The following is a 25,313-nucleotide window of genomic DNA, read 5'->3' on the forward strand; positions in this document are numbered from 1 at the left end:
GCAACCGGCGCGCAAGCCCGCCGCGCCGGTTGCCGCCAGAATGCGCCCTGATAGTTTTGACAAGCGCTTTCAAACCCGGTACGCACTTGCCAAAGCTGCTATAATAATCGGGTTGTAAAAAAGATGGTTTGGGGGAAAGTTACAGGCAAGTCCTGTGGTGAGCGTAAGTCGGGCATCAATATCTTGTACCGGAAAGTTTCTGCCATTTCTCTGGCAGTTGCGCTGGGTTACGCGCTGGCGCCGCTGCCGGCGGAGGCGCAAAGCTACCGCTTCAATTCGGTTCAGGTGGAGGGCAATCAGCGGATTCAGACCTCCACTGTTGTCGCCTATACCGGCATTGAGCGCGGCCAGACGGTCAGCGCAGGCGAGCTGAACGATGCCTATCAGCGCATTCTTGACAGTGGCGTATTTGAAACAGTGGAAATCGTGCCGCGCGGCAGCACGCTGGTGATCAAGGTCACCGAGTTCCCGACCATCAACCAGATCAGTTTCGAGGGCAACCGCCGCCTCAAGGACGACGCGCTGAGCGACATCATCGAGTCCGCACCGCGCCGGGTGTTCAGCCCCTCGCAGGCAGAGCGCGACGCGGCGCTGATTGCCGAAGCCTACAGCGTGCAGGGCCGTCTGGCCTCCCGCGTGACCCCGCGCATCATCCGCCGCAGCAATAACCGCGTCGACCTGGTGTTCGAGATTTCGGAAGGCGAAACCATCGAGGTGGAGCGCGTGTCGTTCACCGGCAACCGGGTCTATTCCGACCGCCGCCTGCGGCGGATCCTGGAAACCAAGCAGGCCGGTCTGCTGCGCACCTTCATCCGCTCCGACACGCTGATCGAAGACCGTCTGGAATTCGACAAGCAGGTGCTGCGTGATTTCTACCTGTCGCGCGGCTATGTGGATTTCCGCGTCAACAGCGCCAACGCCGAAGTCACGCAGGAGCGTGACGCGGTGTTCCTTGTGGTGGATGTGACCGAGGGCCAGCAGTTCCGCTTCGGCAACATCACGGTGACCAGCGAAATGCCGGAAGCCGACGCCGACCTGTTCCAGTCCACCCTGAAAATCCGTCCCGGTGTGGTCTATTCGCCGACCCTGGTCGAAAACGCGATCGACCGGATGGAAGGTCTGGCCGTCCGCAACGAGATCGACTTTCTGCGGGTCGAACCGCGGGTTACCCGCAACGAACGGAACCTGACCCTGGATATCGAATTCGTGCTGACCCGCGGGCCGCGTGTCTTCGTTGAGCGGATCGACATCGAAGGCAACACCACCACGCTGGACCGGGTTATCCGCCAGCAGTTCCGGTCTGTCGAAGGCGACCCGTTCAACCCGCGCTCGATCCGCAACAGCGCCGAGCGGATCCGGGCTCTGGGCTACTTTGCCAATGCCGATGTCGAGACCCGCGAGGGCAGCTCTTCGGATCAGGTCATTGTCGACGTGGACGTCGAGGAACAGCCGACCGGTTCGCTGAACCTCGGCGGCGCCTACTCGGTTACCGATGGTTTCGGGGTCAGCGTCGGTCTGACCGAAAACAACTTCCTGGGCCGCGGCCAGCGGCTGTCGTTCAATATCGCGACGGCGACGGAATCGGATTCCTACGTCCTGGGCTTCACCGAACCCTATCTGCTGGGCCGGGAGCTGAAGTTCGACCTGGACCTGGGGCTGAACGAAACCGATTCCAGCTTCTCGGAGTACAAGACCAAACGCGTCTTCTTCCGCCCGGCGCTGACCTTCAACACGGGCGAGGATTCGTCGCTGCAGGTCCGCTACACGTGGGACTCGGACGAGATGCTGTTCGATGATGATGACACCAACCAGAATCTGGCTGGCCCGGTCATCCGTAGCGAAATCGCGCAGGGAGAGCTGAATTCCAGCGCCTTCGGTGTCACCTACCGGTACGACAGCCGTTTGACCGGCCTTGATCCGAATGCCGGCTTCCTGGTCGAGATCGGCGCCGACTACGCCGGGCTTGGCGGCGATTCCGAATACATAAAGGCAACCACCAAGCTTGTTGCGCAGCGCCGCATCTGGAATGAGGAGGTCACCCTTCGCGCGACCCTGGAAGCAGGTGCGTTCCAATGGGAGGGCGGCGGCAACAGCCGCACCATTGACCGTTTTGTTCTGACCCCCTCTGTGATCCGGGGGTTTGAACCCGGCGGTATCGGACCGCGGGACCAGGGTTCTGGCAATCCGAACGGAGGCAACTACAATGACTTCCTGGGCGGCAACTATTACGCGGTTGCGCGCTTCGATGCGGAGTTCCCGCTGGGCCTGCCGGAAGAACTTGGGCTGCGCGGCGCCCTGTTCTATGATGTCGGCGGCCTCTGGGGGTTGCAAGATGTGAACACCCTGGCGACCGACCGGATCGTCGGCAACGAACAGTCCTTCCGTCACGTTGTCGGCTTCTCGCTCCTGTGGACCACAGGCTTTGGACCGCTGCGGTTCAACTTCTCCAAAGCCCTCAAGAAAGAGGACTTTGACGAGGAGCAGGCCTTCGATCTGACCCTGCAGGCGAGGTTCTGATCTGGTGCGGCAGCAGGCTCCCGGCGGTTGGGCAGCGCGCGGTTTTGCCGTGGCGCTGGCCTGTTTCGGGGCTGCTCCCGCTGTTGCGCAGGACACCGCGCAGCCGGCGCCGGAACCGGGGCGCGGTTACCAGCTGGGGCTGCCGCAAAGCGGCATCCTCACCATTCAGCCGGAGCGGCTGTTCTCCGAAAGCGCCTTTGGCCAGCGGGTTGAGCGGGAGATGGAGGCGGAAGGCGCGGTGCTGACCGCCGAAAACCGCCGGATCGAGGCCGAACTGCGCCGCGAGGAACTGGAGCTGACGGAGCGCCGCAGCGGGATGGAGCCGCAGGCGTTCCGCGCGCTGGCCGATGCCTTTGATCAGAAAGTGCAGGACACCCGCCGCCGTCAGGAGCAGAAACTGCGCGAAATCACGCAGATGGGCGAAGAGGCCCGGCGCGAGTTCATCAGCGCTTCGCTGCCGGTGCTGCAGCAGATCCTGCGAGAGACCGGGGCCGGCGCAATCCTCGATCACGCCTCGGTGTTCCTGAGCGCGGATGCCGCCGACATCACCAGCCTGGCCATCGCCCGGGTCGATGCGGTGCTGGGGGATGGCGCGGCGCAAGAGGATGGCGATCGCTGAGCCGGCGAACTTGCCCAAACGCCGCCTGCTTGCTAGGGACGGCGCAGCACATTTGAAGAATATGGGAAACCAAGCATGACCACCGAGCTGCAAAGCGCTGACATTCACCTGATCCAGCGGATCCTGCCGCACCGCTACCCGTTCCTGCTGGTCGACAAGGTGGTCGATATCGACAGCTACAAATCGGCCCGCGGCATCAAGAATGTCACCATGAACGAGCCGCACTTCCAGGGCCATTTCCCGGGCACGCCGATCATGCCGGGCGTCACCATCGTCGAGGCGATGGCGCAGACCGCGGGAGTCATGCTGGGGGTTGGCATGGATATGGTCGACACCAATCTGCTGATCTACTTCATGAACATCGACAAGTGCAAATTCCGCCGCAAGGTGGTGCCGGGCGATGTGCTGGAAATGCATGTGGAGACTCTGCGCGGCAAGCCGGGCGGCAAGATCTTCAAGTTCTCCGGCCGTGCCACCGTCGATGGCGAAGTGGCTGCCGAGGCCGAATTCTCGGCGATGGTCGACGTGCAGAAGGACGGATAAGCATGAGCCGGATTCACCCCAGTGCCGTGATCGAACAGGGCGCCAAACTTGGAAAGGACTGCGAGATCGGCCCGTTCTGCGTGGTTGGCCCCGATGTGGTTCTGGGGGACCGGGTTGTTCTGAAGTCCCATGTTGTCGTCACCGGCGACACCGAGATCGGGGACGAGACGGTGGTCTTTCCCTTTGCCGTGCTGGGCGAGATCCCGCAGGACCTGAAGTTCAAGGGCGAGAAGTGCAAGACCGTGATCGGCAAGCGCAACCGCTTCCGCGAGCATGTGACGGTGAATGCCGGCACTGAGGGCGGCGGCGGCGTGACCCGCATCGGCGACGACGGCCTGTTCATGGCGGGCTGCCACATTGCCCATGACGCCCAGGTCGGCGACCGGGTGATCGTGGTGAACTCTGCCGCGGTGGCGGGCCACTGCGTGCTGGAGGATGACGTCATCATTGGCGGCCTGTCGGGCATTCACCAGTGGGTGCGGATCGGCAAGGGCGCGATCATCGGCGCGGTCACCATGGTGACCAACGACGTGATCCCTTATGGCCTGGTGCAGGCGCAGCGCGGCGAACTGGACGGGCTGAACCTAGTTGGCCTCAAGCGCCGCGGCGTGGCGCGCAGCGACATCACCGCCCTGCGCGCTGCCTTCCAGATGCTGGCCCAGGGCGAAGGCACCTTTCAGGAGCGCGCCAAGCGGCTGGGGGATGAGACCGAAAGCGCATACGTTCAGGAGATTGTTGCCTTCATCACCGGTGAAAGCGACCGCTCCTTCCTGACCCCGGGAGGCTGATGCCATGCTGGCTTTGATTGCAGGCACCGGCGGCTTACCCGCCGAAGTGGCCGCCCGTGCTCCGGGCCGTCCGCTGATCTGTGCGATGGCTGGGTCGGAACCGGATTCGGTCGACCCTGAGATTACCTTCCGGTTCGAACAGCTGGGGTCTTTTCTTGAACGGCTCAAGGCTGCGGAGGTCACCGAAATCTGCATGGCAGGCGCGGTGCAGCGCCCGAATATCGACCCTTCTGCAATTGATGCGGCCACCCTGCCGCTGGTGCCGGTGCTGCAAGGGGCGCTGGCCTCAGGCGATGATGGCGCCTTGCGGGCGATCATCGGGATTTTCGAGCAGGCAGGCTTTGCCGTGCGGGCCGCGCATGAAGTGGCGCCCGATCTGCTGATGGCGGCTGGTGTGCCGACAAAGGTTCAGCCGGGCGAACTGGACAAAGCGGACGCGGACCGCGGCGCGCAGATCGTGGCCGCAATGTCCGCCGCCGACATCGGCCAGTCCTGCGCCGTGCGCAAGCGGCAGGCGATCGCGGTGGAGAATGTCTTTGGCACCGACTGGATGCTGGCCGCGCTGGCGCAGCGCCCGGACGGGCAGGGCGGACTGCTGTTCAAGGCACCCAAGCCCGCGCAGGACCGCCGCGCCGATCTGCCGGCAATCGGCGTGGAAACCGTGGAAGCTGCCGCCAGGGCGGGCCTTTCCGGCATCGTGCTGGAGGCGGGCGGCGTCATCGTGCTGGAGCAGGATGCGGTGATTGCGGCCTGCGACCGGCTGGGCCTGTACCTGTGGCTGCGTGAGGCATGAGCCTGCGGGTGTTCATCCTGGCCGGGGAGCCTTCGGGCGACCGGCTGGGCGGGGCGCTGATGGCGGGGCTGAAACAGCTGGCGCCTGGCGTCAGCTTCGACGGCATCGGCGGGGCGCTGATGGCGGAGCAGGGGCTGGTCTCGCGCTTTGCGATGGACGAGCTGTCGGTGATGGGGCTGGCAGAGGTTCTGCCCAAATACCGTCACCTGAAACGCCGGATCCGGGAAACCGCGGAGGCCGTCCTTGAGACAAAGCCGGATGTTCTGATCACCATCGACAGCCCGGACTTCAGCTTGCGCGTCGCGCGGCTGGTCAAGGAACAAAGCAGCATCCGCACGGTCCACTATGTGGCACCCTCGGTCTGGGCCTGGCGGCCCAAGCGGGCCGGGAAGATGGCGGAAGTGATCGACCATGTGTTGGCGCTGTTGCCGTTTGAGCCGCCTTACATGGAAGCCGCAGGCATGGACTGCGATTTTGTCGGCCACCCGGTGGTTGCCGAACCGCAGGCCACCGGTGCGGAGATCGCTGCATTCCGGGAAGAATTCGATCTGGGCGAGTCGCCGTTTGTGCTGGCGCTGCCCGGCTCGCGGCGGTCCGAAGTCGCGCGGCTGGCGCCGGATTTCGGCGGCGCGCTGCACCGCTTCACGGCGCAGCACCCTGATTTCCGGATCGTCGTGCCCGCCGCAGCACCGGTGGCCGGGCTGGTGCGCGATGCCGTGCAAAGCTGGCCAAGGGGGACGGTTCTCGTCGATCCGAACGAATTTGACTCCGTCACAGCCAAAGCCCACAAGCGCGCCGCCTTTGCCGCGGCGGACCTGGCTCTGGCCGCCTCCGGCACCGTCTCGCTGGAGCTGGCCGCCGTCCGCACCCCGATGGTAATCGCCTATAAGTTCCAGTGGCTGACCTGGCAGATCATGAAGCGCATGGCGCTGATCGACACGGTGACGCTGGTCAACCTGGTGAGTGAGACCCGGGTGGTGCCGGAATGCCTGGGGCCGGACTGCACGCCGGAGAACATTGCGGCCCGGCTGAACGCGCTGGCGGCAGACCCTGGCGCGCAGCTGGAAGCAATGGAACTGACCATGCAGCGCCTGGGCCAAGGCGGCGAGGGCCCCGGGCTGCGGGCCGCGCGGGCCGTTCTGGACCGCTTACGCAAGAACTGAGGCAAAAGCGCGCCGGATGCAAAGCCTCCGGCACGCGGCTTCTGGTGGCGCGGGCGCTGCGCCCCCGCGCGGAGCTTGCCGCGCCGGTCCAGCAGAACTCTGACGGTCAGGCAGAGAAGTGGCGTTGGATCTTCTTTTGCCGAGAAGCGCCTAAGGGCACGGCTGCCCTCAGGCGCTGCTTCAATTTTAGTTTGGAATGCCGCGTCAAGGACAAGCCACGCGTGCCGCGCAAAGGCTGCGCCTTCCTTGACCCGGAGTTGCAGGCGGAACGCTTCAGTAGCCGCGCCAGATCCAGCCGCCGCCGAAGATGCGGCTGCCCTCGCTGGCGTAGAACACGCAGGCCTGGCCGGGGGAGATGCCTTCCTCCGGGGTCAGCAGTTCCACCTCGGCAGTTGTGTCCGTCAGCGGCCGGATGATGGCCTCGCGCGGGGGGCGGGTGGAGCGGACCTTGACCTTCAGATGCCACTCTTTGCGGCTGGTGAAGGGCTCATCGCCCAGCCAGTTGATTTCGCGCACCGGGATGGTGCGGGTGGCCAGCAGCTCCTTGGGGCCGACCACCACCTGCTTCTTGTCGACATCGAGCTTCACCACATAAAGCGGTTCGGACAGCCCGCCGATGCCAAGGCCGCGGCGCTGGCCGATCGTGTAGTGGATGACGCCCTCGTGGCTGCCCAGAACCCGTCCGTCGGAATGCACGATCTCTCCCGGCTCTGCAGCACCGGGGCGCAGTTTCTCGATCACCGAGGCATAGTTGCCATCCGGCACAAAGCAGATGTCCTGGCTGTCGGGCTTGTCCGCCACCGCCAGCCCGTACTGCGCCGCCATCTCGCGCGTTGCGTCCTTGGAGGGCAGGTGCCCGAGCGGAAAGCGCAGGTAATCCAGCTGCTCCGGTGTGGTGGAGAACAGGAAATAGCTCTGATCGCGGTTGGCATCCTCGGCGGAGTGCAGCTCCGGCCCGTTCGGACCCATCTTGCGCTGGATGTAGTGGCCGGTGGCCATGCAGTCGGCCTCGAGGTCCTTGGCGGTTTCCAACAGGTCCTTGAACTTCACCCGCTCGTTGCAGCGGATGCATGGCACCGGGGTCGCACCCGCCAGATAGCTGTCGGCGAACTCGTCAATCACCGCATCCTTAAAAATGTTCTCATAATCCAGCACGTAATGCGGGAAGCCGCGCTCCTCGGCGACCCGGCGCGCATCGTGGATATCGATTCCTGCGCAGCAGGCACCCTTCTTGGCCAGCGCCGCTCCGTGGTCATAAAGCTGCAGCGTCACGCCGACCACATCATAGCCCTGATCGGCCAGATATGCCGCCACAACAGAGCTGTCGACGCCGCCGGACATGGCCACCACCACCCGGGTCTCCGAGGGCGGTTTGGCAAAGCCGAGCGAGTTCAAAGTGGTGTTGTGGTCCAGCGCCATGGGGCAGCTCCTGAAGGCAAGGGGGCAGGCGCCGCAGAATATAGGAAAATCCTAACGACTCTCAAGGGGTGTGGTTCACGGCCCGTTAAGCCTGATCGGAAATTCTTTTGCCAGACCAAAACGAAAAAGATCTTCAAAGGGAAGACGGATGTTTTTGAAGAAAGTCGACGGCCCGCGGGCAGTCACCCTGCCGGACGGAACCATCATGACCCGGGCGGATTTGCCGCCGGAAACGACCAAGCGCTGGGTCGCCTCGCGCAAGGCTGCGGTTGTGCGCGGCGTGCTCTACGGTCTGCTGCCGCAGACGGAGGCGATGCGCCGCTACGGGCTGAGCGAGGAGGAGTTCCGCAGCTGGGTTGCCGCCGTGGCCGACCACGGAGAAGAAGCGCTGAAAACAACACGGTTGAAGAAATTCCGCAATCCGGACGCAAAATAGCTGGGGCCGCCCTTGAGTTGAATTCGTAAATTAACCATCATGGTAACGGGCCATTAACTTTTTTCCACCAAGGTTAACGAGACCTGAGGGAAACAGTGTACAGGCGGAGAATATAATATGCGCATTCTTTTGGTTGAGGATGATCCGACCACGGCAAAAAGCATCGAACTGATGCTGACCCACGCCAACCTGAACGTCTATTCGACGGATCTGGGCGAGGAGGGGATCGATCTGGCCAAGCTCTATGATTACGACCTGATCCTGCTGGATCTGGGGCTGCCCGATATGAACGGCCATGAGGTACTGCGCCAGCTGCGCATGTCCCGCATCGAAACGCCCATTCTGATTTTGTCCGGTGCGGATGATACCGACAACAAAATCAAGGGGTTCGGTTTTGGTGCGGACGACTATCTGACCAAGCCGTTCCACCGCGAGGAACTGGTGGCGCGGATCCATGCGATCATCCGCCGGTCCAAGGGGCACTCGCAGTCGATCATCAAGACCGGCAAGATCGCGGTCAACCTGGATGCCAAGACGGTCGAGGCCGATGGCAAGGCGGTGCATCTGACCGGCAAGGAATACCAGATGCTGGAGCTGCTGTCCTTGCGCAAGGGCACCACGCTGACCAAGGAAATGTTCCTCAACCATCTCTATGGCGGCATGGATGAGCCGGAACTGAAAATCATCGACGTTTTCATCTGCAAGTTGCGCAAGAAACTCAGCAACGCGACCGGCGGCGAAAACTATATCGAAACCGTCTGGGGCCGCGGCTATGTGCTGCGTGATCCGCAGGAGGATCAAATGTCCGGCGGCCATCGGATGGCTGTCGGCGCCTGAAAGAATGAAAATCCGGACGGCACATAAAGCTGTGCCCCCGGTTGTAAAGGCCTGCCGTTTGGCGGGCTTTTTTCATGTCTGCCGGCAGCGCGGGCTGCTCTGACAGAGGCGCTGGACGCGGCGCGCGCGGAGCCTTATCACCTGAAGGGAGAACGAAGAGGGACCGCGCGTGGCAGAGAATTCGGAAAAAGACGTGACCGGCCTGACGGCAGAGGACGCCCGGGCAGAGTTTCTGGCGCTGGAGGACCAGCTGCGGGCGGCGGATCTGGCCTATCACCAGGCTGATGCGCCGGAGATCAGCGACGCCGAATATGATTCGCTGAAACGGCGCTACCGGGCGCTGGCAGAGGCCTATCCCGAACTTGCCGATGCGGCCACCCATCTGGACGCGGTTGGCGCGCCGGCGGCGTCCGGATTCGGCAAGATCACCCATGCGGTGCGGATGCTGTCGCTGGGCAATGCCTTTGCGGATGAGGACGTCACCGATTTTGACCGCAGTGTCCGCAAATACCTGGGCCTGGGCGGTGAGGCCGCGCTAGGCTACACGGCGGAGCCCAAGATTGACGGGTTGTCGTTGTCTTTGCGCTATGAGCAGGGCAAGCTGGTTCAGGCCGCCACCCGCGGCGATGGCAGTGTGGGCGAAAACGTGACCGCCAACGCGCGGACCATTACCGATATTCCGCAAGAGCTGACCGGCGCGCCGGAGGTGCTGGAAGTGCGCGGCGAAGTCTATATGAGCCACGCCGATTTCGAAGCGCTGAATGCCCGCCATGCGGAGCGCGGCGGCAAGATCTTTGCCAACCCGCGCAATGCCGCCGCAGGCTCGCTGCGGCAGCTGGATGCGGAAATCACCCGCGCCAGGCCTTTGCGGTTCTTCGCCTACAGCTGGGGTGAGCTAAGCGCGCCTTTGGCAGAAACGCAGATGGAGGCGATCGAACGCTTGCAATCCTTCGGGTTCCAGACCAATCCGCTGACCCGGCTGTGCTCCAGCGTTGCGGACATGATTGATCATTACCGCGGCATCGAGGAGCAGCGCGCGACGCTGGGCTATGACATCGACGGCGTGGTCTACAAGGTCAACGATCTGGCGCTGCAGGGGCGGCTGGGGTTCCGCTCCACCACGCCCCGCTGGGCCATTGCGCATAAGTTCCCGGCGGAACTCGCCTGGACCCGGCTGGAAGCCATCGACATTCAGGTCGGCCGCACAGGGGCGCTCAGCCCGGTTGCACGGCTCACCCCGGTGACTGTCGGCGGGGTGGTGGTCTCAAACGCGACGCTCCACAACGAGGATTACATCCAGGGGCGCGATTCCAAGGGCGAGGAGATCCGCGGCGGCAAGGATATCCGCATCGGCGACTGGGTGCAGATCTACCGCGCGGGCGACGTGATCCCGAAGGTGGCCGATGTGGACCTGTCCAAGCGCCCGGAAGACGCCGAACCATACCAGTTCCCGCACACATGCCCGGAATGCGGCAGCCCGGCGGAACGGGAGGAAAGCGATGCCGTGCGCCGCTGTTCCGGCGGCCTGATCTGCCCGGCGCAGGCGGTGGAGAAGCTCAAGCATTTCGTCTCCCGCGCGGCCTTTGATATCGAAGGACTGGGCGCCAAGCAGGTGGAGCAGTTCCACAGTGACGGATGGATCAAGGAACCCGCGGATATATTTGATCTGAAAGAGAATTACGGCTCTGGCCTGCAACAGCTCAAGAACCGCGAAGGCTGGGGAGAGAAATCAGCCGACAACCTGTTTACCGCGATTGAGGAAAAGCGCACGATCCCGCTGGCCAAGCTGATCTTCGCCCTTGGCATCCGCCATGCGGGCGAGGTGGCTGGCCGCGATCTGGCGCTGCACTACCGGGACTGGCAAGGCATGGCGGCTGCGATTGACGCGGCCCGCCCGGCAGCCCTGGCGCACCGGGCCGCGGATGAAGCGGAAGAGGCCGAACGCCAGGCCGCCGCGGAGGAGGGCCGCCGGGCCCGCATTTCCGAAACCCGGGCGGCTGCCGTTGCCGCCTGCGAGGTTCCGGCCGAGGCCGCTGCTGCCTGGGCGGACCTGATCGGGGTCGACGGCATCGGCGCGGTGCTGGGCCTGTCGCTGTCAGATGCCTTTGCCAACCCGGAGGAGCGCGCGGCCATCGACCGGCTGGTGGCGAAACTGACCATCGTGCCGCCCGATGCGCCGGCCGCGGACAGCCCGGTGGCAGGCAAAACCGTCGTCTTCACCGGCACATTGGAGAAGATGACCCGGGCCGAGGCCAAGGCCCGGGCCGAGGCGCTGGGGGCCAAGGTCTCCGGCTCCGTCTCCAAGAAGACCGACATTCTGGTGGCTGGTCCCGGCGCGGGCTCCAAGGCCAAGAAGGCGGCAGAGCTGGGGATCCAGACGCTCGATGAAGACGGCTGGCTGGAGCTGATCGCAGGGGCATGAGCGGTCGTCCGGAGATCCTGTTTCCGCTGTTTGCCGGCGCCGAGACCCTGCAGGGTGTCGGCCCGAAAACCGCGCAAAACCTGACGCAGATTGATATAGAAACGCCGCGGGACCTTTTGTTTTCGTTGCCTTATTCGGTGGTGGACCGGCGGCGCCGCGATACCATCCGCGGGGTGGACCTGCCCGCGGTGGTGACCGTTGAGGTGACCATTGGACGCCACCGCCCGGCGCGCAGCCGCGGTGGCGCTTACCGCATTCATGTGCAGGACGCGGAGACCGAGTTTCAGCTGGTCTTCTTCCACGGCCGCAGCCGCTATCTGGAGGCGCAGCTGCCGGAGGGCGCGCGCCGGGTGGTCTCGGGCAAGCTGGAGCTGTTCGATGGCCTGGCCCAGATGGTGCATCCCGATCACATGCTGCCGGTGGAAGAGGCGCATGAGATCCCGGACTATGAGCCGGTCTACAGCCTGACCCACGGCGTCTCGCAGAAAACCATGTACAAGGCTGCGCAAAGCGCGCTGTCGCGGATGCCGGAACTGGAGGAATGGATCGACCCGGCGCAGGTGCTGAGGGAGAACTGGCCTGCCTGGCACGACGCGCTGCAGTCTGCCCATGCGCCGCAGGGCCCGGACGATCTCAGCCCGCAGTCTCCGGCCCGGGCGCGGCTGGCCTATGATGAGCTGTTTTCGCATCAGCTGACCCTGGCCTTGGCCCGCCAGACGGAGCGAAAGTCCCGCGGCATCGAAAGCCATGCCACCGGCCGGCTGCAATCGCGCGTTCTGAAGGCGCTGCCGTACAGGCCCACCAACGCTCAGGCGCGGGCCATCGCGGAAATCTCCGCTGACATGGCCTCGCCCAAGCGCATGAACAGGCTCTTGCAGGGGGATGTGGGGGCGGGGAAAACCCTGGTTGCTTTCATGGCGTTGCTGGTTGCCGTTGAAGCGGGCGGGCAGGGGGTGATGATGGCGCCGACCGGCATTCTGGCGCAGCAGCATTTGGACGGGCTTGCGCCGCTGGCCGAAACTGCCGGCGTGGTGATCGAAATCCTGACGGGCCGCGACAAGGGGGCTGAGCGCAAGGCCAAGCTGGCGGCGCTGAAGCGCGGCGATATCCATATTCTGGTTGGCACCCATGCGGTGTTCCAGCAGGATGTCGCATTCCGCGACCTGCGGCTGGCGATTGTCGACGAGCAGCACCGCTTTGGCGTGCGCCAGCGGATGGAGCTGGCGGAAAAGGGCAAGGGCGCCGATGTGCTGGTGATGACCGCGACGCCGATCCCGCGCTCGCTGGCGCTGGCGCAATACGGCGACATGGATGTTTCAGTGCTGGATGAGAAACCGCCCGGGCGCAAACCGGTCAAGACGGCCGTTATCAGCACCGAACGGATGCAAGAGGTGGTCGATCACCTGCGCAAAGCGATTGCGGAGGGGCGGCAGTGTTACTGGGTCTGCCCGCTGGTCGATGAGTCGGAGCTGAGCGATCTGACCGCCGCGGAGGAACGCTTTAAGCATCTGCGCGCAGTGCTGGGCGAGGGCGTCGCCGGTCTGGTTCACGGCCAGATGCCGCCCGCCGAGAAAGATGCCGCGATGGCGGCCTTCCAGGAGGGCAAGACCAAGGTTCTGGTTGCCACCACGGTGATCGAGGTGGGGGTGAACGTGCCCAATGCCTCGATCATGGTGATTGAGCGGGCAGAGATCTTTGGCCTCGCCCAGTTGCACCAGCTGCGCGGCCGGGTCGGGCGCGGCAGCGCCGAGTCGACCTGCCTCCTGATGTATCAGCCGCCGCTGACCGAAGGCGGGCGCAAGCGGCTGGAGGTTCTGCGCGAAACCGAGGACGGCTTCAGGATCTCGGAGACCGATCTGCAGATGCGCGGGGCCGGCGACATGATCGGCACCGCGCAATCCGGCCTGCCGCGGTTCCGGATTGCCGACCTGGAGCGGCAGGCCGGGCTGATGGAAGTGGCGCAAAGCGACGCGCGGGCGCTGCTGGCAGCCGACCCGAAACTGGAAAGCCCCCGCGGCAAGGCGGCGCGGGTGCTGTTGTGGCTGATGAAGCAGGATCAGGCGATCCGTTTGATTTCAGTGGGTTAAGCCGCGCCCCTGCGCGTGTTCTCCGTGGATGTTCCATTCTGTTCGCAAATGTTCTCAAAAAGTTCTTTACAGGTGCCGGTAAAAATGAGAACAAAGGGGCAACAAAACTGCCAAAGAGCGGAAAGACAGACTGGAGGAGGCCCGAGCCATGATTGCACAGATCAAAACCACGATTCACAACGCCCATTCCACCTTGCTGCAGGACGCCATCGGCGCGGCCTCGCTGATGGTGATGCTGGTGGCAGCGCTGCATCTGCCGGGCCTGCTCTGACCTGCTCCTCCCATTCCTGAATGCCTCTGCCGTGCCGGGCCGGCCCTTTCCTGTCCCGGACTGCTTAAGGGATCAACCGCCTGTTCCGATCCCCGAATGGATTGCCTCAAGATCCACCCTGGCCCGCCCGGGTCCCGCACAGCAGAGCATAACTGCCGCCGCCATCCTGCCCGGATGCGCGGCGGTTTTTTGTTTGGAGGGCGGATGCAATAGCAAATTCACCCCTGCATAGCTGCAAGGGCGGCCGTGGCGTTCGCTGTCTTTGACAATCAGTGGCGCAGGACGCCGCCGTCAGGCGCATTGCTCCTTGGCGGCGGTCTGCATCGCTTCCAGGGTGGCGTCCAGCGCCAGCATGATCGAGGCGTGGCGGTTCTTGAACTCGCGCGCGGGCTGCAGCACTTCCAGCCCGTCAAAGGGGGGCTGCGGCACCGGGCCGTCCTGGGTCAGCATCGCCTTCAGCTGGTCGCGGGCGGTCTCCACTTCGGCCAGCGAGCGGCCGATCACATTGGCGCCGGCCACAGCCGCCGCGGCCTGTCCCAGCGCGCAAGCCTTCACGTCCTGGCCGAAATCCGTGATCCGCCCGTCCTCGACGCGGATGTCGACGGTGACGGTGGAGCCGCAGAGCGGGGAGCGCTTCTTGACCGTGGCATCCGGCGAGTCCAGCCGTCCAAGATGCGGAATATCCGCCGCCAGCGCCAGAATGCGCGTAGAATACAGCTTGATCAGATCGGATTCGCCAGACATCGCTTTCCCGGGCTTTCCCTGCTTGGTGGTTCCCCATACATAAGGAGCCGAACAGCAGATGCAAAAGGTTTTTGCCCATGTCTATTGCCGCGTCCTTTGATCCCGCCAGCCTGGTTTACAACGATGCGGGCCTGATCCCCTGCATTACACAGGACGAGGCCTCGGGCGAGGTGCTGATGATGGCCTGGATGAACGCGGACGCGGTGGCGCGCACGCTGGAAACCCGCCGGGTCACCTATTGGTCGCGCTCGCGCCAGGCGTTCTGGATTAAGGGGGAGACGTCGGGCCACGTGCAGGAACTGGTGGATCTGCGCGTCGATTGCGACCGGGATTGCCTGCTGGCCCTGGTGCGCCAGACCGGCGCAGCCTGCCACACCAACCGCCGGACCTGTTTTTACACCGCGCTGCGGGAAGGCGGCGAGGTTGAGCTGATGGCACCGATGGACTGATCTCCTTCAGGAAACGGCCCTGACGGGCCGTGCCTCCGGCGGGGATATTTTCAGCCAGAAGAAGCGGGCAGGCCCACTAAGCCGCGGATGTCCTGCGGGGTGGCGCCCTCGGCGCGGTATTTTGCAATCGCGCGGGCGTCGTCGCGTTTGGCGAGGCGCTTACCCTGTGCGTCTCGGATCAGGCGGTGGTGGTGATAGACGGGGGTGGGCAGACCCAGCAGGCTTTGCAGCAGCACGTGAATCTGGGTGGCCTCGAACAAGTCGGCACCGCGCACAGCATGGGTGATGCCCTGGTCCGCGTCATCCGCCACCACCGACAGGTGGTAGGAGCTGCCCATGTTGCGGCGCACCAGAATGATGTCGCCAACCGTTGAGATCAGTTGCTCAGGGTCCAGCTGGTGGGTGCCTTCAAATGCCGGCCCGGTCTCGTTGAAGCTGCGCAGCTCGGCGGTCTGGACGGCCTTTTCCATGTTCAGCCGGATCACGTCGCGCTCCTTAGCCTCGCCGGGCAGGCGGCTGCGGCAGGTGCCGGGGTAGATGCGCCCGTCGGGGCCGAACTGCGGCACGCCTTCCTGCGGCGCGCCCGCCGCGGCCTCGATATCGGCGCGGTTGCAGCGGCAAGGGTAGGTGAGCCCCAGGGCGGTCAGCCGGTCCAGCGCGGCGCGGTAGCGGGGCAGCCGCTCGGACTGGCGCATCACCGGCTGCGGCCAAGTAAGGCCCAGCCAATGCAGGTCGTCATAAATCTGCGCCTCCCAGGCGGTGCGGGAGCGGGACTGGTCGATATCTTCGATGCGCAGCAAAAACCGGCCGCCCGCAGCCACGGCCATGTCATGCGCCAGCAGCGCGGAATAGGCGTGGCCCAGGTGCAGCGGTCCGGTTGGCGAAGGCGCAAAACGGGTGGTGAATGTCACGCTTTCTCAATCACATAGACAGTCGACTTCAGGTTTATTCCCGGCAGGTGGTCGCCGTATTCCTTGAATAGCAGCCGTGCCGCCGAACAGTCCAGCCAGTCATTCAGCTTGCCGGTATAGGCGCGGTCCTCCAGCGCATGGTCGTTGAAGGAGAAGGCAAACAGCCCGCCGCGGTCCAGCCCCCGCATGATCACGTCAAAGGTGGCAGGCGGTGCCGCGCCCTTGCTCAGCAGGCCGCAGCCGGCAATGGCGCGGTAGCTGCCCGGTTTCACCGGCGTCTTGTCCGCAGTATCCAGCTGCGCCAGCTGCCGGTAGGCGCCTTTGGCGCGGGCCTGGGCCAGCATTTCCGGCGATGGCTCCAGCCCGTCGACCACGTTGTATCCGGCCGCGCGCAGCGCCAGGCCGCAGAGGCCGGTGCCGCAGCCGAAGTCGAGGACCGGCGCGTCCGGGTCCGGCAGGTATTTCCACAGCGCCGCGGCAATCCGCCCTGGCGTTGCATAACCGTTTTCCGCGATTTCCGCATCATAGGAAGCGGCCCACCTGTCATAGTGGTCGCGGGTCGCCTCCGGGCTCTCAAGCCCGTAGGACTTATCGAGAAATTTGTCGTTCATGCATCAAGTCTAGACCCGCGCTTTGCGCAGCGTCTAGGAAAAGTTGCTGAGCCACGCCTGCCAGGCTGCCTTGGCGCGGTCGGTGTAGGCCTTGTAGCGGTCTTTCCGGCCGCGGCGGCCGCCTTTGAGGCCGTCGACCGGGCGGAACAGGCCGAAGTTCACGTTCATCGGCTGAAACGTCTTGGCCTCGGCGCCGCCGGTGATGTGGTGGATCAGCGCCCCCATGGCGCTGTCCTGCGGCACCTCCGGCAGCTCCTGGCCGAGGATTTCCGCCGCCGCCATCCGTCCTGCCAAGAGGCCCATGGCGGCGCTTTCGACATAGCCCTCGACCCCGGTGATCTGGCCGGCAAAACGGATGTTGGGTTTCCGCTTCAGCCGCATCTGCGCGTCCAGAAGGGTGGGGGAGTTGATGAAAGTGTTGCGGTGGATGCCGCCAAGCCGGGCAAAGCTGGCGTTCTCTAGCCCCGGGATCATCCGGAACACCTCGGTCTGGGCGCCGTATTTCATCTTGGTCTGGAAGCCGACGATGTTGAACAGCGTTCCCAGCGCGTTGTCGCGACGCAGCTGCACCACGGCGTGGGCCTTGACGTCCGGCTGATGCGGGTTGGTCAGCCCCACCGGCTTCATCGGCCCGTGGCGCAGGGTCTCGCGGCCGCGTTCCGCCATCACCTCGATCGGCAGGCAGCCGTCGAAATAGCCCGCGGTCTCACCTTCGTGGAACTCGGTTTTGTCAGCTGACAATAATGCGTCGATAAAGGCCTCGTACTGGTCCTTGTCCATCGGGCAGTTGAGGTAGGCGGTGCGTTCTTCCTCGGTTTCGCCCTTGTCATAGCGCGACTGCATCCAGGCCTGCGACATGTCGATGCTTTCCGCATAGACAATCGGCGCGATGGCATCGAAGAAGGCCAGCGCCTCTGCTCCGGTTTCGGCTTGGATGGCCTTGCCCAGTTCCGGCGAGGTCAGCGGGCCGGTGGCAAAGATCCAGTGGCCGTCTGCCGGCAGTTCGGTGATTTCTTCATAAGAAACAGTGACATTCGGATGCGCCTTCAGCCTGGCGGTCACGGTTTCGGCAAAGGGGTCGCGGTCCACCGCCAGGGCGCCGCCAGCGGGCAGGCGGTGCTGATCGGCGGTGGTCATGATCAGGCCGTTTGCCTGGCGCATTTCCCAGTGCAGCAGCCCCACCGCGTTCTGTTCGTCATCGTCGGAGCGGAAGGAATTGGAACACACCATTTCGCCCAGGTTGCCGGTCTGGTGGGCGAAGGTTTCCACCTTGGGGCGCATTTCGTGGATCACCACCTGAACGCCCATGTTTGCCGCCTGCCAGGCCGCTTCCGAGCCGGCCATGCCGCCGCCCACGATGTGCAATGTCTGTGCCGAATGATCTGTCATGCCCGCCACATAGGGCAGGGGACGGGCCTGTGCAACCGGCTTGGGCGCGGGGGCTGCGGCAGAACCGCCGCTGACCGCGCACATGCGCCGTTCGGACGCCAGTTTGTCCTGGTGTCAGTTCGACCTGGTATCAGATTGTCCGGGTGGCGGGGAAATTTGGGGCCGCCGCCGCGGGAATGATCGACCGGTGAGAGAGAACCGGCTGGAGGGACCCTTCCGCAGCAGCAGCCCAAATTGTGCAGGCCTGTGACTGTGCGCCGGCCTTGCCCAATCTTTGCCATCTTTCCGCCCGAATTGAAAGGCAGTTGGCTGGCGTCTTAAGGAAACAATAGGTTTCGATTGGTAAACAAAGCCTAAAGTTCTCCGAAAATTTTCAGAAAACCTTATTCCTGCCAGTCCGGCGCGCGTTTTTCGATGAAGGCGGCCATGCCTTCGATGGTGTCGCGGTACATCAGGTTCTCGACAATCACCCCGCTGGTATAGGCATAGGCCTGATCCAGCGGCATCTGCAGCTGCTCATAAAACGCCTGCTTGCCGATCTTGACCGCGGCCCCCAGTTTTGCGGCGATGGTTTCGGCCAGCTTGGCGGTTTCCGCCTCCAGCTCCTCCAGCGGCACGGCGCGGTTGGCCAGCCCCAGATCCACCGCGCGGGCGGCGTCGATGAACTCCCCCGTGGTCAGCAGCTCAAACGCCTGCTTGCGCGGGATGTTGCGCGACAGCGCCACCATCGGGGTGGAGCAGAACAGGCCGATGTTCACCCCGTTGACGCCGAACCTGGTGCCTTCCGCCGCCACCGCAAGATCGCAGGAGGCGACCAGCTGGCAGCCCGCCGCCGTGGCGATGCCATGGACCTGGGCAATCACCGGCTGGGGCAGCGATTGCAGCCCCATCATCACGCTGGTGCAGCGGGCGAACAGATCCTGGAAGTAAGCCTTGCCGCCATCCTCGGAGCTGCGCCCGGCCGTCATTTGCTTGATATCATGACCCGCGCAGAACCCTTTGCCGGCGCCGGACAGGATCACCACTTTGATGCTGCTGTCCTCGCGCAGGGCATCTATCTGGTCCTGCAGCGCCGCCAGCATCTCGTCCGACAGCGCGTTCAGCTTTTCCGGTGTGTTCAGGGTCAGCCGGGCGATATTCCCCGTGTCGCAACGTTCCAGAATTGCCATCTTGCTCTCCTCCCAAGGGTTGCGCCAACTCTAGTCAGCGCGAAGGGAAAGGAAAAGCATGGCACTGGCATTTGATGTCGCAGGTCTGACGGACTACCTGCATGAGATCTTTCCGCAGGTGAAGGACGACTTTGCCATTGATGCATTGGATGAGCACGGCCTGCGGATGCGCCTGCTGACCGCGGAGCGTCACCTGCGGCCGGGCGGCACCGTGTCGGGGCCGTCGATGTTTGCGCTGGCCGACTGCGCGATCTATGCGCTGATCCTGTCGCGGCTGGGGCGCGAGGCGCTGGCCGTCACCACCAATTGCTCATTGGATTTCATGCGCAAACCCGTGGCGGGCGCGGATGTGATTGCCGAGGCGCGGCTGTTGAAGCTGGGCCGGGTCCTGGCGGTGGCGGATGTGCTGATGTATTCCGAAGGCATGGAGGAGCCGGTCGCCCGCGCCTCCATGACCTATTCGATCCCGCCCAAGCGTTAAAGCGCGGTGGCAAGCGGCTGGCCGACCTTGACCAGCGTCTCCCGGCCCTTGGCGCTGTTGGCCGCGAGGTCTTCGGCAAAGCGGATCCTGCCCGGTTCGAACACCACCACCACGGTGGAGCCGCCGAACTTGAAGTAGCCCTTTTCGTCCATCTTCTGCACCGCGCCTGTCGTGCGGGTGTTGACGATGGCGCCGACGCCAAAGGCGCCGACCTCGACAAAGCAGTAGCTGCCGAAGTTTTTGGTCTCGACCAGGGTCCAGCTGCGCTTGTTCTCGCCAAACACATCCGGCCCGGCCCCCAGCGCAATCGGGTTGACCGAATGCAGCGCGCCGGGAATGTCCTGCGCCGCTGTGATGCGCCCCGCCGCCGGGAAGTGGTAGCGGTGATAATCCGCCGGGCACAGCCGCACAATCGCCAGCGCGCCGCCGGTGAAACGCTCGGCAATGCCCGGCAGCATGGTGCGGACCGACATCGGATGGCCCTTGACCGGGACAAAGACATCCTCCGCCAGTTCCGGAAACACCAGCACGCGCCCGTCCGCGGGGGAGACGATGTCCGCCGGATCATCGCTGAAGGGACGGGCTTCGGGTTTCAGGTGGCGCACGAAGAAGTCGTTGAAACAGCCGTAGCTGTCCGCAGGCGCCGTGGCCTCCGACATGTCGATCGACAGATCCTCGACAACCTTGGCAATCTTCCCCCTGGAAAACCGCGAGTCGAACCAGGCACCCATCAGCCGGCTGATGAGCGCGGAGCGGAACAGCAGTTTCTCCACCGGCCTGGCGCTGGCGGTCTGATAGGCCCAGCGGATCCATTTCTCGCCCAGCACAACCTCTTCGAAGGTCTCGCCGGTTTCGCGGTCAACAACAAGGATGGGGTCGCGCTGCATTTGGCCTGCCACTTGTGAGTAAGATCCTGCCGCGCCTAGCAAAGACTGGCAGTCAGGCCAAGGGGGATTGGCGCGCAACGTTAGGGCCGGCTACGTTAGGGGCGGGGCCGTCCAGCCCGGAGGGCAGGCTAGGCGCGAGCGCGGGGCGCTTGGGCAGGACAGGTGCTTCAGCCATGAAAAAGGGGGCCGAAGCCCCCTTGTGCCGCCCGCTTAGGGGAAAAGTTTCTTCACGTAGTTCGGCAAGGCGAACGCGGCCTTGTGAACCTCCGGGTTGTAATACCCGGTGTCGATCCCGGCGGCGGCAAAACGCGCCTCCAGCTCTTCAAGGCTCACGTTGCGCGCCTTGTCCGAGCGGCTGCCCCAGCCAAAGGCCATCGGCCCGCCGGCATAGGTCGGCACGGTCGCCAGATAGCACGAGGCGTCGGCAAACAGCGCCTGAAACGCCCGCAGGGTGCCGGTCAGCTCCTCGCCCTGCATGAACGGCACGCCGTTCTGGGTAACGATGATTCCGTCCTCCGTCAGCGAGCGCGCCGCGTGTCCATAGAACGTGTCGGTGAACAGAACTTCACCGGGGCCGATCGGGTCGGTCGAATCGACGATGATCACGTCGAACTTCTCGGTGTTCTCTTTCATGAAGAGCGCACCGTCGTTGATCACCAGATTGAGGCGCGGGTCGTCAAAAGCGCCATCGCTCAGCATCGGCAGATACTCTTTCGAGAAATCCACCACGCCGCCGTCGATCTCCACCATGGTGACATGCTCGACCGAGGTGTGGCGCAGCGCCTCGCGGGCCATGCCGCCGTCGCCGCCGCCGATGATCAGCACGCGCTTTGCATTGCCATGCGCCAGGATCGGCACATGGGTCAGCATTTCGTGGTAGATGAAGTTGTCGCCTTCGGTGGTCTGCACCACGTCGTCCAGCGTCAGGATGCGGCCGAACTGGCCGTTCTGGAACACTTTCAGGCGCTGGTGCTCGGTGTTGCTGTCATAGAGCATCTCGTCCACGCGCAAACGCTGGGCGTAATGCGCGTGCAGGCTCTCGGTGACCCACTCCTTCTTCGCGGCATCGCTCATGCCGCGACCTCCTTGGCGATCAGCTCCTCCCCGCGCAGCAGTTCGCGCACTTCCACCATGTCGGTGTTGAACGCCTCTTTCAGCACGCCGACGGCTTTCCACGGCTCGGCGTCGCCGCACATGAACACGTCAAACGCGCCATAGCCGATTTCCGGCCAGGTGTGGACAGAGATGTGGCTTTCCGCCAGCACCGCAACGCCCGAGACGCCCTGAGGCGAGAACTTGTGGGTGTGGATGTGCAGCAGGGTGGCGCCGCAGACCTCGACACATTTGCGGAAGGCGTTCTGGATGCGCTCTTCGCAGTCCAGGCCGGTGCCCTTCATCACTTCGATGATCAGATGCGTGCCGGCGAACACCTTGCCATCCTTGCGGATGAAATGGTCTTCGCGGTCGGACTCAACAACAGCATCAAGATTCGCGGCAGTTACACCGCGGGCGGTATCTTCCTCATGGGCGCCTGTCTCCAGACCGATCCCCAGTTGGAAGAGGTTGGCGTCTTTCATGGCGCTCCCCTTCGTTCCAGCAGATGACAATCCAGACGGCCCTTAGCGCCCCCCCGGATAAGGGTCCGGGGTTGGGATCGGTGCCGAAAGTGAGGGGGCATGTAGGACCCATGAAAGATTCGTTCAACCTTAAATTTCCGCATAGCTGGTAACGCATGGGCGGGCGGCTCTGCCGGGCGTGGGCGGGCGGACAAAAAAAGGCCGGGGCGAACCCCGGCCGTCAGGTTGTTCTTTTGCCCAGGGGATCATGGGCGCCAGAACGGAAGAGTGGCTTGATAATGAGCGTCGGCACGGGACACGCCGATGTCCTCCAGCTGCGCGTCGCTCAGGTGTTTCAGCTGGCACCGGGTTCGGTGGCGCAGGCTCCATTTGGTGACCAGCACGGCAAACAGGACAGCCCACTGCGCCAGCACCGGCAGGGCCGGGCGGCTGTTCAGAAAGGACATATTCGATTGTGCCATTTGCGTGTGCTGTGCCATGGGAGGCTTCCTTCGTATTGTGTTGATACAATCCTGTTGATTTGTCGTGATGTTCTGATACAAAGGGGTAAGAGTATTGTCCAAGGATGGATTGTAATGGGTACAATTTGGCCGCAGAGCCTGGCAGGGGCCAAGGGGCCGAAGTACAAAATGGTGGCCGACACAATCCGGTCAGCCGTCGAAACCGGTGGCTTGAAAACCGGTACAAAGTTACCTCCGGTGCGCGATCTCGCGTACCAGTTGAGCATTACGCCCGGCACCGTGGCCCGCGCCTACAGCATTCTGACCGATGAGGGCGTGCTGGAGGCCGAGGTGGGGCGCGGCACCTTTGTAGCCGAAAAGAAGAAACCGGTGCCGGATGACGTATGGTCGCGGCAGCTGCATCTGGCCGAGGCGCGCGATCCCGGCCATGTCAGCCTGTTCAGCCCGCGGATTGCCGACATGGGGCAGGTGGCCGCGGTGCGCGAGGCGCTGCACAAGGTGGCGGAGGGCGACGCCCGGAAATTCCTGAATTACCCGACCCGCGACGCCTATCTGCCGGTGCGCCAGGCCGCCGCCGCCTGGGTGGGGCAATCGCCGGTCGGCACCGTGACCGAAAATGACATCGTACTGACGCACGGCGGCCAGAACGGGCTGATGGTGGTGCTGCAAGCCATCCTGGAGGGGCCGCAGCCGGTGATCATGGTGGAGGATCTGACCTATGCGGGCTTCCGCCGCGCCTCAGAGCTGCTGCGGGCCCAGGTGGTCGAGGTGGCGATGGACGAACACGGTATCCGCCCGGATTCGATGGAGCTGGCGATCCGCAAGACCGGCGCCACCGTCCTGTGCACCAGCCCCGAGGTGCACAATCCCACCGGGCTTTACACGCCTTTGGAGCGGCGCAAGGAAATCGTCCGGATCGCCCGCCGCCATGGCGTGCAGATCGTCGAAGACGACTGCTACCGCCTGGGCGAGGCGCGGGCGCCGGGCTACCGGGCGCTGGCGCCGGAACTGGCCTGGCATGTGTCCTCGATCTCCAAGATCCTGACGCCCGCCTTGCGCGTCGGCTTTGCGCTGGCGCCGGAGGGGCGGGCCGCCGATCTGCGGCGGGTGGCGGAATACGGTTATTTCGGGCTGGCGCAGCCGCTGGCCGATCTGGTCCGCATCCTGCTGACCGATCCACGGCTGCCCGGACTGGTGGACAAGGTGCGCGCCGAGATGGCCCGCTATGTGCGGGTGGCAGTCAATGCACTGGGCGGCTTTGACCTGACCTGGAACCCGGATGTGCCATTCCTGTGGCTGCGGCTGCCCTCGGGCTGGCGGGCGGCGGCCTTTACCCGCGCGGCAGAGGCCAACGGGGTGCAGGTCCGGTCGGCGGATGAATTTGCCCTGCGCGACGGCCGCGCCCCGCACGCGGTGCGCATCGCCGTCAATGCCCACGTGCCGCTGAAGCGCTTCGAGGAGGCGATGCTGCGCCTGCGTGCCCTGCTGGACAACCCGCCGGAGCAGATCAGCGTCTGAATTTATGGGGTAATATAATACCTAATTTGTAACGCATTGTTTGGCAACGATTTATTCTTGATTACCCCTGTTGACGCAGCATTGCGATCCCCGTAAACCCCCTCCATCGCATTCAGGCGGGACCGTTTTGGATTCTGCCTTCACGACAAACAGGATTGACCTGCCATGAAAACCTTCTCTGCTACTCCGGCAGATATCGAGAAGAAGTGGATCCTGATCGACGCCGAGGGCGTTGTTCTGGGCCGTCTTGCCTCGATCGTTGCCATGCGCCTGCGTGGCAAGCACAAAGCCTCGTTCACCCCGCATATGGATATGGGCGACAACGTCATCATCATCAACGCCGACAAGGTGCAGATGACCGGCAAAAAGCGTGACGAAAAATTCTACTGGCACACCGGCCACCCGGGCGGCATCAAGTCGCGCACCAAACAGGAAATCCTGGAAGGTGCACACCCGGAGCGCGTCGTGTTCCAGGCCGTCAAGCGCATGCTGCCGGGCAACCGCCTGGCGCGCCAGCAGATGACCAACCTGCGTATCTATGCCGGTGCCGAGCACCCGCACGAAGCCCAGGCCCCCGAAGTTCTGGATGTCAAATCCATGAACAAGAAAAACACCCGGAGCTGATATCGATGGCTGATCAGATCAACACTCTCGAAGAGCTCGCAGCTGCAACCGGTGTGGAAGCAGTGGCTGAGGAAACCATCGCGCGTGAGCCGGTTCGTGACGAACTGGGCCGTGCCTATGCCACCGGCAAGCGTAAAGACGCTGTTGCCCGCGTCTGGATCAAGCCGGGCTCCGGCAAGGTCGAGGTGAACGGCAAGGAAATCAACAAGTACTTCGCCCGTCCGGTGCTGCAGATGATCCTGCGCCAGCCGTTCCAGGTTGCCGGCGTCGAAGGCGAGTTTGACGTTTACGCCACCGTCAAGGGCGGCGGCCTGTCCGGTCAGGCCGGTGCGGTCAAGCACGGCATTTCCAAAGCGCTGCAGCTTTACGATCCCGCCCTGCGCGGCGCGCTGAAAGCAGCAGGCTTCCTGACCCGCGACAGCCGCGTTGTGGAACGGAAGAAATACGGCAAGGCCAAAGCCCGCCGTTCGTTCCAGTTCTCGAAGCGTTAATTCGGAACATATCCAATTCGAAAGGGTCCGCCGCTGGCGGGCCCTTTTTTTGTGCCTGTTTTTTTGAACCTCCCCGCTTTTGCCGAAATCTTTCAGGGTTCTTTTA

General features: G+C 63.9%; 26 protein-coding genes. 16 read left to right on the top strand and 10 right to left on the bottom strand.

Annotated elements, in window-relative coordinates; translation table 11 throughout:
- The first annotated feature begins 123 nt into the window (after positions 1 to 123).
- The 6 genes from bamA to lpxB all read left to right on the top strand — a co-directional run bounded on the left by bamA (position 124) and on the right by lpxB (position 6,423).
- The gene (bamA, locus tag R2C4_RS07815; protein WP_141890198.1) at positions 124 to 2,517 is read left to right on the top strand and encodes an outer membrane protein assembly factor BamA; all 2,394 of its coding nucleotides are present in this window, start codon (positions 124 to 126) and stop codon (positions 2,515 to 2,517) included.
- Between the two features lie 4 nt (positions 2,518 to 2,521).
- The gene (locus tag R2C4_RS07820) at positions 2,522 to 3,136 is read left to right on the top strand and encodes an OmpH/Skp family outer membrane protein (RefSeq protein ID WP_244940798.1); all 615 of its coding nucleotides are present in this window, start codon (positions 2,522 to 2,524) and stop codon (positions 3,134 to 3,136) included.
- Between the two features lie 75 nt (positions 3,137 to 3,211).
- Positions 3,212 to 3,679 carry a 3-hydroxyacyl-ACP dehydratase FabZ gene (gene fabZ / locus R2C4_RS07825; RefSeq protein WP_141890199.1) on the top strand — a complete coding sequence of 156 codons (468 nt, stop codon included), beginning with the start codon at positions 3,212 to 3,214 and terminating at the stop codon, positions 3,677 to 3,679.
- Between the two features lie 2 nt (positions 3,680 to 3,681).
- The gene (lpxA, locus tag R2C4_RS07830) at positions 3,682 to 4,467 is read left to right on the top strand and encodes an acyl-ACP--UDP-N-acetylglucosamine O-acyltransferase (RefSeq protein ID WP_141890200.1); all 786 of its coding nucleotides are present in this window, start codon (positions 3,682 to 3,684) and stop codon (positions 4,465 to 4,467) included.
- A 4-nt stretch (positions 4,468 to 4,471) separates the two neighbouring features.
- A complete protein-coding gene (locus R2C4_RS07835) occupies positions 4,472 to 5,260 on the top strand; it encodes an LpxI family protein (protein WP_141890201.1) in 789 nt (262 codons plus the stop codon).
- Positions 5,257 to 6,423, top strand: a complete 1,167-nt coding sequence (lpxB, locus tag R2C4_RS07840) for a lipid-A-disaccharide synthase (RefSeq protein ID WP_141890202.1) — start codon at positions 5,257 to 5,259, stop codon at positions 6,421 to 6,423. Before R2C4_RS07835 ends, lpxB begins: the two co-directional genes overlap by 4 nt.
- A gap of 273 nt (positions 6,424 to 6,696) precedes the next feature.
- Here the strand turns inward: lpxB and mnmA are convergent, their stop codons facing one another.
- On the bottom strand, positions 6,697 to 7,842 hold the full coding sequence (mnmA, locus tag R2C4_RS07845) for a tRNA 2-thiouridine(34) synthase MnmA (RefSeq protein ID WP_141890203.1): 1,146 nt from the start codon (positions 7,840 to 7,842) through the stop codon (positions 6,697 to 6,699).
- 148 nt (positions 7,843 to 7,990) lie between these two features.
- On the opposite strand from mnmA, the gene sciP reads away from it, so the two are divergent.
- The 5 genes from sciP (at position 7,991) to R2C4_RS21470 (ending at position 13,895) form a co-directional block, all read left to right on the top strand.
- Positions 7,991 to 8,278, top strand: coding sequence for a CtrA inhibitor SciP (gene sciP, locus R2C4_RS07850; RefSeq protein ID WP_008557698.1), 288 nt, complete (start codon positions 7,991 to 7,993; stop codon positions 8,276 to 8,278).
- Positions 8,279 to 8,395: 117 nt separating this feature from the next.
- Complete coding sequence (gene ctrA, locus R2C4_RS07855; RefSeq protein ID WP_141890204.1) at positions 8,396 to 9,115, top strand: response regulator transcription factor CtrA; 720 nt, start codon at positions 8,396 to 8,398, stop codon at positions 9,113 to 9,115.
- A gap of 202 nt (positions 9,116 to 9,317) precedes the next feature.
- On the top strand, positions 9,318 to 11,537 hold the full coding sequence (gene ligA / locus R2C4_RS07860) for an NAD-dependent DNA ligase LigA (protein WP_141892066.1): 2,220 nt from the start codon (positions 9,318 to 9,320) through the stop codon (positions 11,535 to 11,537).
- Entirely contained in the window at positions 11,534 to 13,624 is a 2,091-nt protein-coding gene (gene recG, locus R2C4_RS07865) for an ATP-dependent DNA helicase RecG (protein ID WP_141890205.1), read from the top strand. The genes ligA and recG overlap by 4 nt, the downstream gene beginning before the upstream one ends.
- A 148-nt stretch (positions 13,625 to 13,772) precedes the next feature.
- On the top strand, positions 13,773 to 13,895 hold the full coding sequence (locus R2C4_RS21470) for a hypothetical protein (protein ID WP_259937640.1): 123 nt from the start codon (positions 13,773 to 13,775) through the stop codon (positions 13,893 to 13,895).
- 291 nt (positions 13,896 to 14,186) lie between these two features.
- On the opposite strand, the gene R2C4_RS07870 is transcribed toward R2C4_RS21470, so the two are convergent.
- Positions 14,187 to 14,639, bottom strand: coding sequence for an iron-sulfur cluster assembly scaffold protein (locus tag R2C4_RS07870; protein WP_058286759.1), 453 nt, complete (start codon positions 14,637 to 14,639; stop codon positions 14,187 to 14,189).
- Positions 14,640 to 14,716: 77 nt separating this feature from the next.
- Between R2C4_RS07870 and hisI the strand changes: the two genes are divergently transcribed.
- The gene (hisI, locus tag R2C4_RS07875; RefSeq protein ID WP_141890206.1) at positions 14,717 to 15,088 is read left to right on the top strand and encodes a phosphoribosyl-AMP cyclohydrolase; all 372 of its coding nucleotides are present in this window, start codon (positions 14,717 to 14,719) and stop codon (positions 15,086 to 15,088) included.
- A gap of 50 nt (positions 15,089 to 15,138) precedes the next feature.
- Here hisI and gluQRS read toward each other — a convergent pair whose 3' ends face one another.
- From gluQRS to R2C4_RS07895, 4 genes are all read right to left on the bottom strand, one after another.
- Positions 15,139 to 15,999, bottom strand: a complete 861-nt coding sequence (gene gluQRS / locus R2C4_RS07880) for a tRNA glutamyl-Q(34) synthetase GluQRS (RefSeq protein WP_141890207.1) — start codon at positions 15,997 to 15,999, stop codon at positions 15,139 to 15,141.
- Positions 15,996 to 16,610 (bottom strand): class I SAM-dependent DNA methyltransferase, encoded by a 615-nt coding sequence (locus R2C4_RS07885; RefSeq protein WP_141890208.1) that lies wholly within the window; start codon positions 16,608 to 16,610, stop codon positions 15,996 to 15,998. Before R2C4_RS07885 ends, gluQRS begins: the two co-directional genes overlap by 4 nt.
- Positions 16,611 to 16,643: 33 nt before the next feature.
- On the bottom strand, positions 16,644 to 17,999 hold the full coding sequence (gene trmFO, locus R2C4_RS07890) for a methylenetetrahydrofolate--tRNA-(uracil(54)-C(5))-methyltransferase (FADH(2)-oxidizing) TrmFO (RefSeq protein WP_141890209.1): 1,356 nt from the start codon (positions 17,997 to 17,999) through the stop codon (positions 16,644 to 16,646).
- Positions 18,000 to 18,382: 383 nt separating this feature from the next.
- On the bottom strand, positions 18,383 to 19,168 hold the full coding sequence (locus R2C4_RS07895; protein WP_141890210.1) for an enoyl-CoA hydratase: 786 nt from the start codon (positions 19,166 to 19,168) through the stop codon (positions 18,383 to 18,385).
- A gap of 58 nt (positions 19,169 to 19,226) precedes the next feature.
- Between R2C4_RS07895 and R2C4_RS07900 the strand changes: the two genes are divergently transcribed.
- Positions 19,227 to 19,649 carry a PaaI family thioesterase gene (locus R2C4_RS07900; protein ID WP_141890211.1) on the top strand — a complete coding sequence of 141 codons (423 nt, stop codon included), beginning with the start codon at positions 19,227 to 19,229 and terminating at the stop codon, positions 19,647 to 19,649.
- On the opposite strand, the gene asd is transcribed toward R2C4_RS07900, so the two are convergent.
- The 4 genes from asd to R2C4_RS07920 all read right to left on the bottom strand — a co-directional run bounded on the left by asd (position 19,646) and on the right by R2C4_RS07920 (position 22,592).
- The gene (gene asd, locus R2C4_RS07905; protein WP_141890212.1) at positions 19,646 to 20,536 is read right to left on the bottom strand and encodes an archaetidylserine decarboxylase; all 891 of its coding nucleotides are present in this window, start codon (positions 20,534 to 20,536) and stop codon (positions 19,646 to 19,648) included. The genes R2C4_RS07900 and asd overlap by 4 nt on opposite strands.
- Before the next feature lie 210 nt (positions 20,537 to 20,746).
- Positions 20,747 to 21,610, bottom strand: coding sequence for a polyamine aminopropyltransferase (gene speE / locus R2C4_RS07910; RefSeq protein ID WP_141890213.1), 864 nt, complete (start codon positions 21,608 to 21,610; stop codon positions 20,747 to 20,749).
- Positions 21,607 to 22,113, bottom strand: coding sequence for an adenosylmethionine decarboxylase (speD, locus tag R2C4_RS07915; RefSeq protein ID WP_058286768.1), 507 nt, complete (start codon positions 22,111 to 22,113; stop codon positions 21,607 to 21,609). Before speD ends, speE begins: the two co-directional genes overlap by 4 nt.
- Before the next feature lie 245 nt (positions 22,114 to 22,358).
- Positions 22,359 to 22,592: a DUF1127 domain-containing protein gene (locus R2C4_RS07920; protein ID WP_141890214.1), complete on the bottom strand. Its 234-nt coding sequence runs from the start codon at positions 22,590 to 22,592 to the stop codon at positions 22,359 to 22,361.
- 96 nt (positions 22,593 to 22,688) lie between these two features.
- Between R2C4_RS07920 and R2C4_RS07925 the strand changes: the two genes are divergently transcribed.
- From R2C4_RS07925 to rpsI, 3 genes are all read left to right on the top strand, one after another.
- The gene (locus R2C4_RS07925; RefSeq protein WP_141890215.1) at positions 22,689 to 24,092 is read left to right on the top strand and encodes an aminotransferase-like domain-containing protein; all 1,404 of its coding nucleotides are present in this window, start codon (positions 22,689 to 22,691) and stop codon (positions 24,090 to 24,092) included.
- A gap of 165 nt (positions 24,093 to 24,257) precedes the next feature.
- Entirely contained in the window at positions 24,258 to 24,716 is a 459-nt protein-coding gene (gene rplM, locus R2C4_RS07930) for a 50S ribosomal protein L13 (protein WP_008554374.1), read from the top strand.
- Positions 24,717 to 24,721: 5 nt separating this feature from the next.
- Complete coding sequence (rpsI, locus tag R2C4_RS07935; RefSeq protein WP_058286771.1) at positions 24,722 to 25,207, top strand: 30S ribosomal protein S9; 486 nt, start codon at positions 24,722 to 24,724, stop codon at positions 25,205 to 25,207.
- Positions 25,208 to 25,313: the final 106 nt, after the last annotated feature.

This window comes from Leisingera aquaemixtae (assembly GCF_006740765.1).
Classification (GTDB): domain Bacteria; phylum Pseudomonadota; class Alphaproteobacteria; order Rhodobacterales; family Rhodobacteraceae; genus Leisingera; species Leisingera aquaemixtae.

Coding starts and splice junctions, on each gene's coding strand:
- rplM (WP_008554374.1), top strand. CDS start 24,258: ATGAAAACCTTCTCTGCTACTCCGGCAGATATCGAGAAGAAGTGGATC.
- R2C4_RS07835 (WP_141890201.1), top strand. CDS start 4,472: ATGCTGGCTTTGATTGCAGGCACCGGCGGCTTACCCGCCGAAGTGGCC.
- R2C4_RS07900 (WP_141890211.1), top strand. CDS start 19,227: ATGGCACTGGCATTTGATGTCGCAGGTCTGACGGACTACCTGCATGAG.
- ctrA (WP_141890204.1), top strand. CDS start 8,396: ATGCGCATTCTTTTGGTTGAGGATGATCCGACCACGGCAAAAAGCATC.
- asd (WP_141890212.1), bottom strand. CDS start 20,536: ATGCAGCGCGACCCCATCCTTGTTGTTGACCGCGAAACCGGCGAGACC.
- fabZ (WP_141890199.1), top strand. CDS start 3,212: ATGACCACCGAGCTGCAAAGCGCTGACATTCACCTGATCCAGCGGATC.
- trmFO (WP_141890209.1), bottom strand. CDS start 17,999: ATGACAGATCATTCGGCACAGACATTGCACATCGTGGGCGGCGGCATG.
- R2C4_RS07885 (WP_141890208.1), bottom strand. CDS start 16,610: ATGAACGACAAATTTCTCGATAAGTCCTACGGGCTTGAGAGCCCGGAG.
- sciP (WP_008557698.1), top strand. CDS start 7,991: ATGTTTTTGAAGAAAGTCGACGGCCCGCGGGCAGTCACCCTGCCGGAC.
- bamA (WP_141890198.1), top strand. CDS start 124: ATGGTTTGGGGGAAAGTTACAGGCAAGTCCTGTGGTGAGCGTAAGTCG.
- R2C4_RS07920 (WP_141890214.1), bottom strand. CDS start 22,592: ATGGCACAGCACACGCAAATGGCACAATCGAATATGTCCTTTCTGAAC.
- speE (WP_141890213.1), bottom strand. CDS start 21,610: ATGAGCGATGCCGCGAAGAAGGAGTGGGTCACCGAGAGCCTGCACGCG.
- lpxB (WP_141890202.1), top strand. CDS start 5,257: ATGAGCCTGCGGGTGTTCATCCTGGCCGGGGAGCCTTCGGGCGACCGG.
- R2C4_RS21470 (WP_259937640.1), top strand. CDS start 13,773: ATGATTGCACAGATCAAAACCACGATTCACAACGCCCATTCCACCTTG.
- R2C4_RS07925 (WP_141890215.1), top strand. CDS start 22,689: ATGGGTACAATTTGGCCGCAGAGCCTGGCAGGGGCCAAGGGGCCGAAG.
- recG (WP_141890205.1), top strand. CDS start 11,534: ATGAGCGGTCGTCCGGAGATCCTGTTTCCGCTGTTTGCCGGCGCCGAG.
- R2C4_RS07870 (WP_058286759.1), bottom strand. CDS start 14,639: ATGTCTGGCGAATCCGATCTGATCAAGCTGTATTCTACGCGCATTCTG.
- hisI (WP_141890206.1), top strand. CDS start 14,717: ATGTCTATTGCCGCGTCCTTTGATCCCGCCAGCCTGGTTTACAACGAT.
- lpxA (WP_141890200.1), top strand. CDS start 3,682: ATGAGCCGGATTCACCCCAGTGCCGTGATCGAACAGGGCGCCAAACTT.
- speD (WP_058286768.1), bottom strand. CDS start 22,113: ATGAAAGACGCCAACCTCTTCCAACTGGGGATCGGTCTGGAGACAGGC.
- rpsI (WP_058286771.1), top strand. CDS start 24,722: ATGGCTGATCAGATCAACACTCTCGAAGAGCTCGCAGCTGCAACCGGT.
- R2C4_RS07895 (WP_141890210.1), bottom strand. CDS start 19,168: ATGGCAATTCTGGAACGTTGCGACACGGGGAATATCGCCCGGCTGACC.
- mnmA (WP_141890203.1), bottom strand. CDS start 7,842: ATGGCGCTGGACCACAACACCACTTTGAACTCGCTCGGCTTTGCCAAA.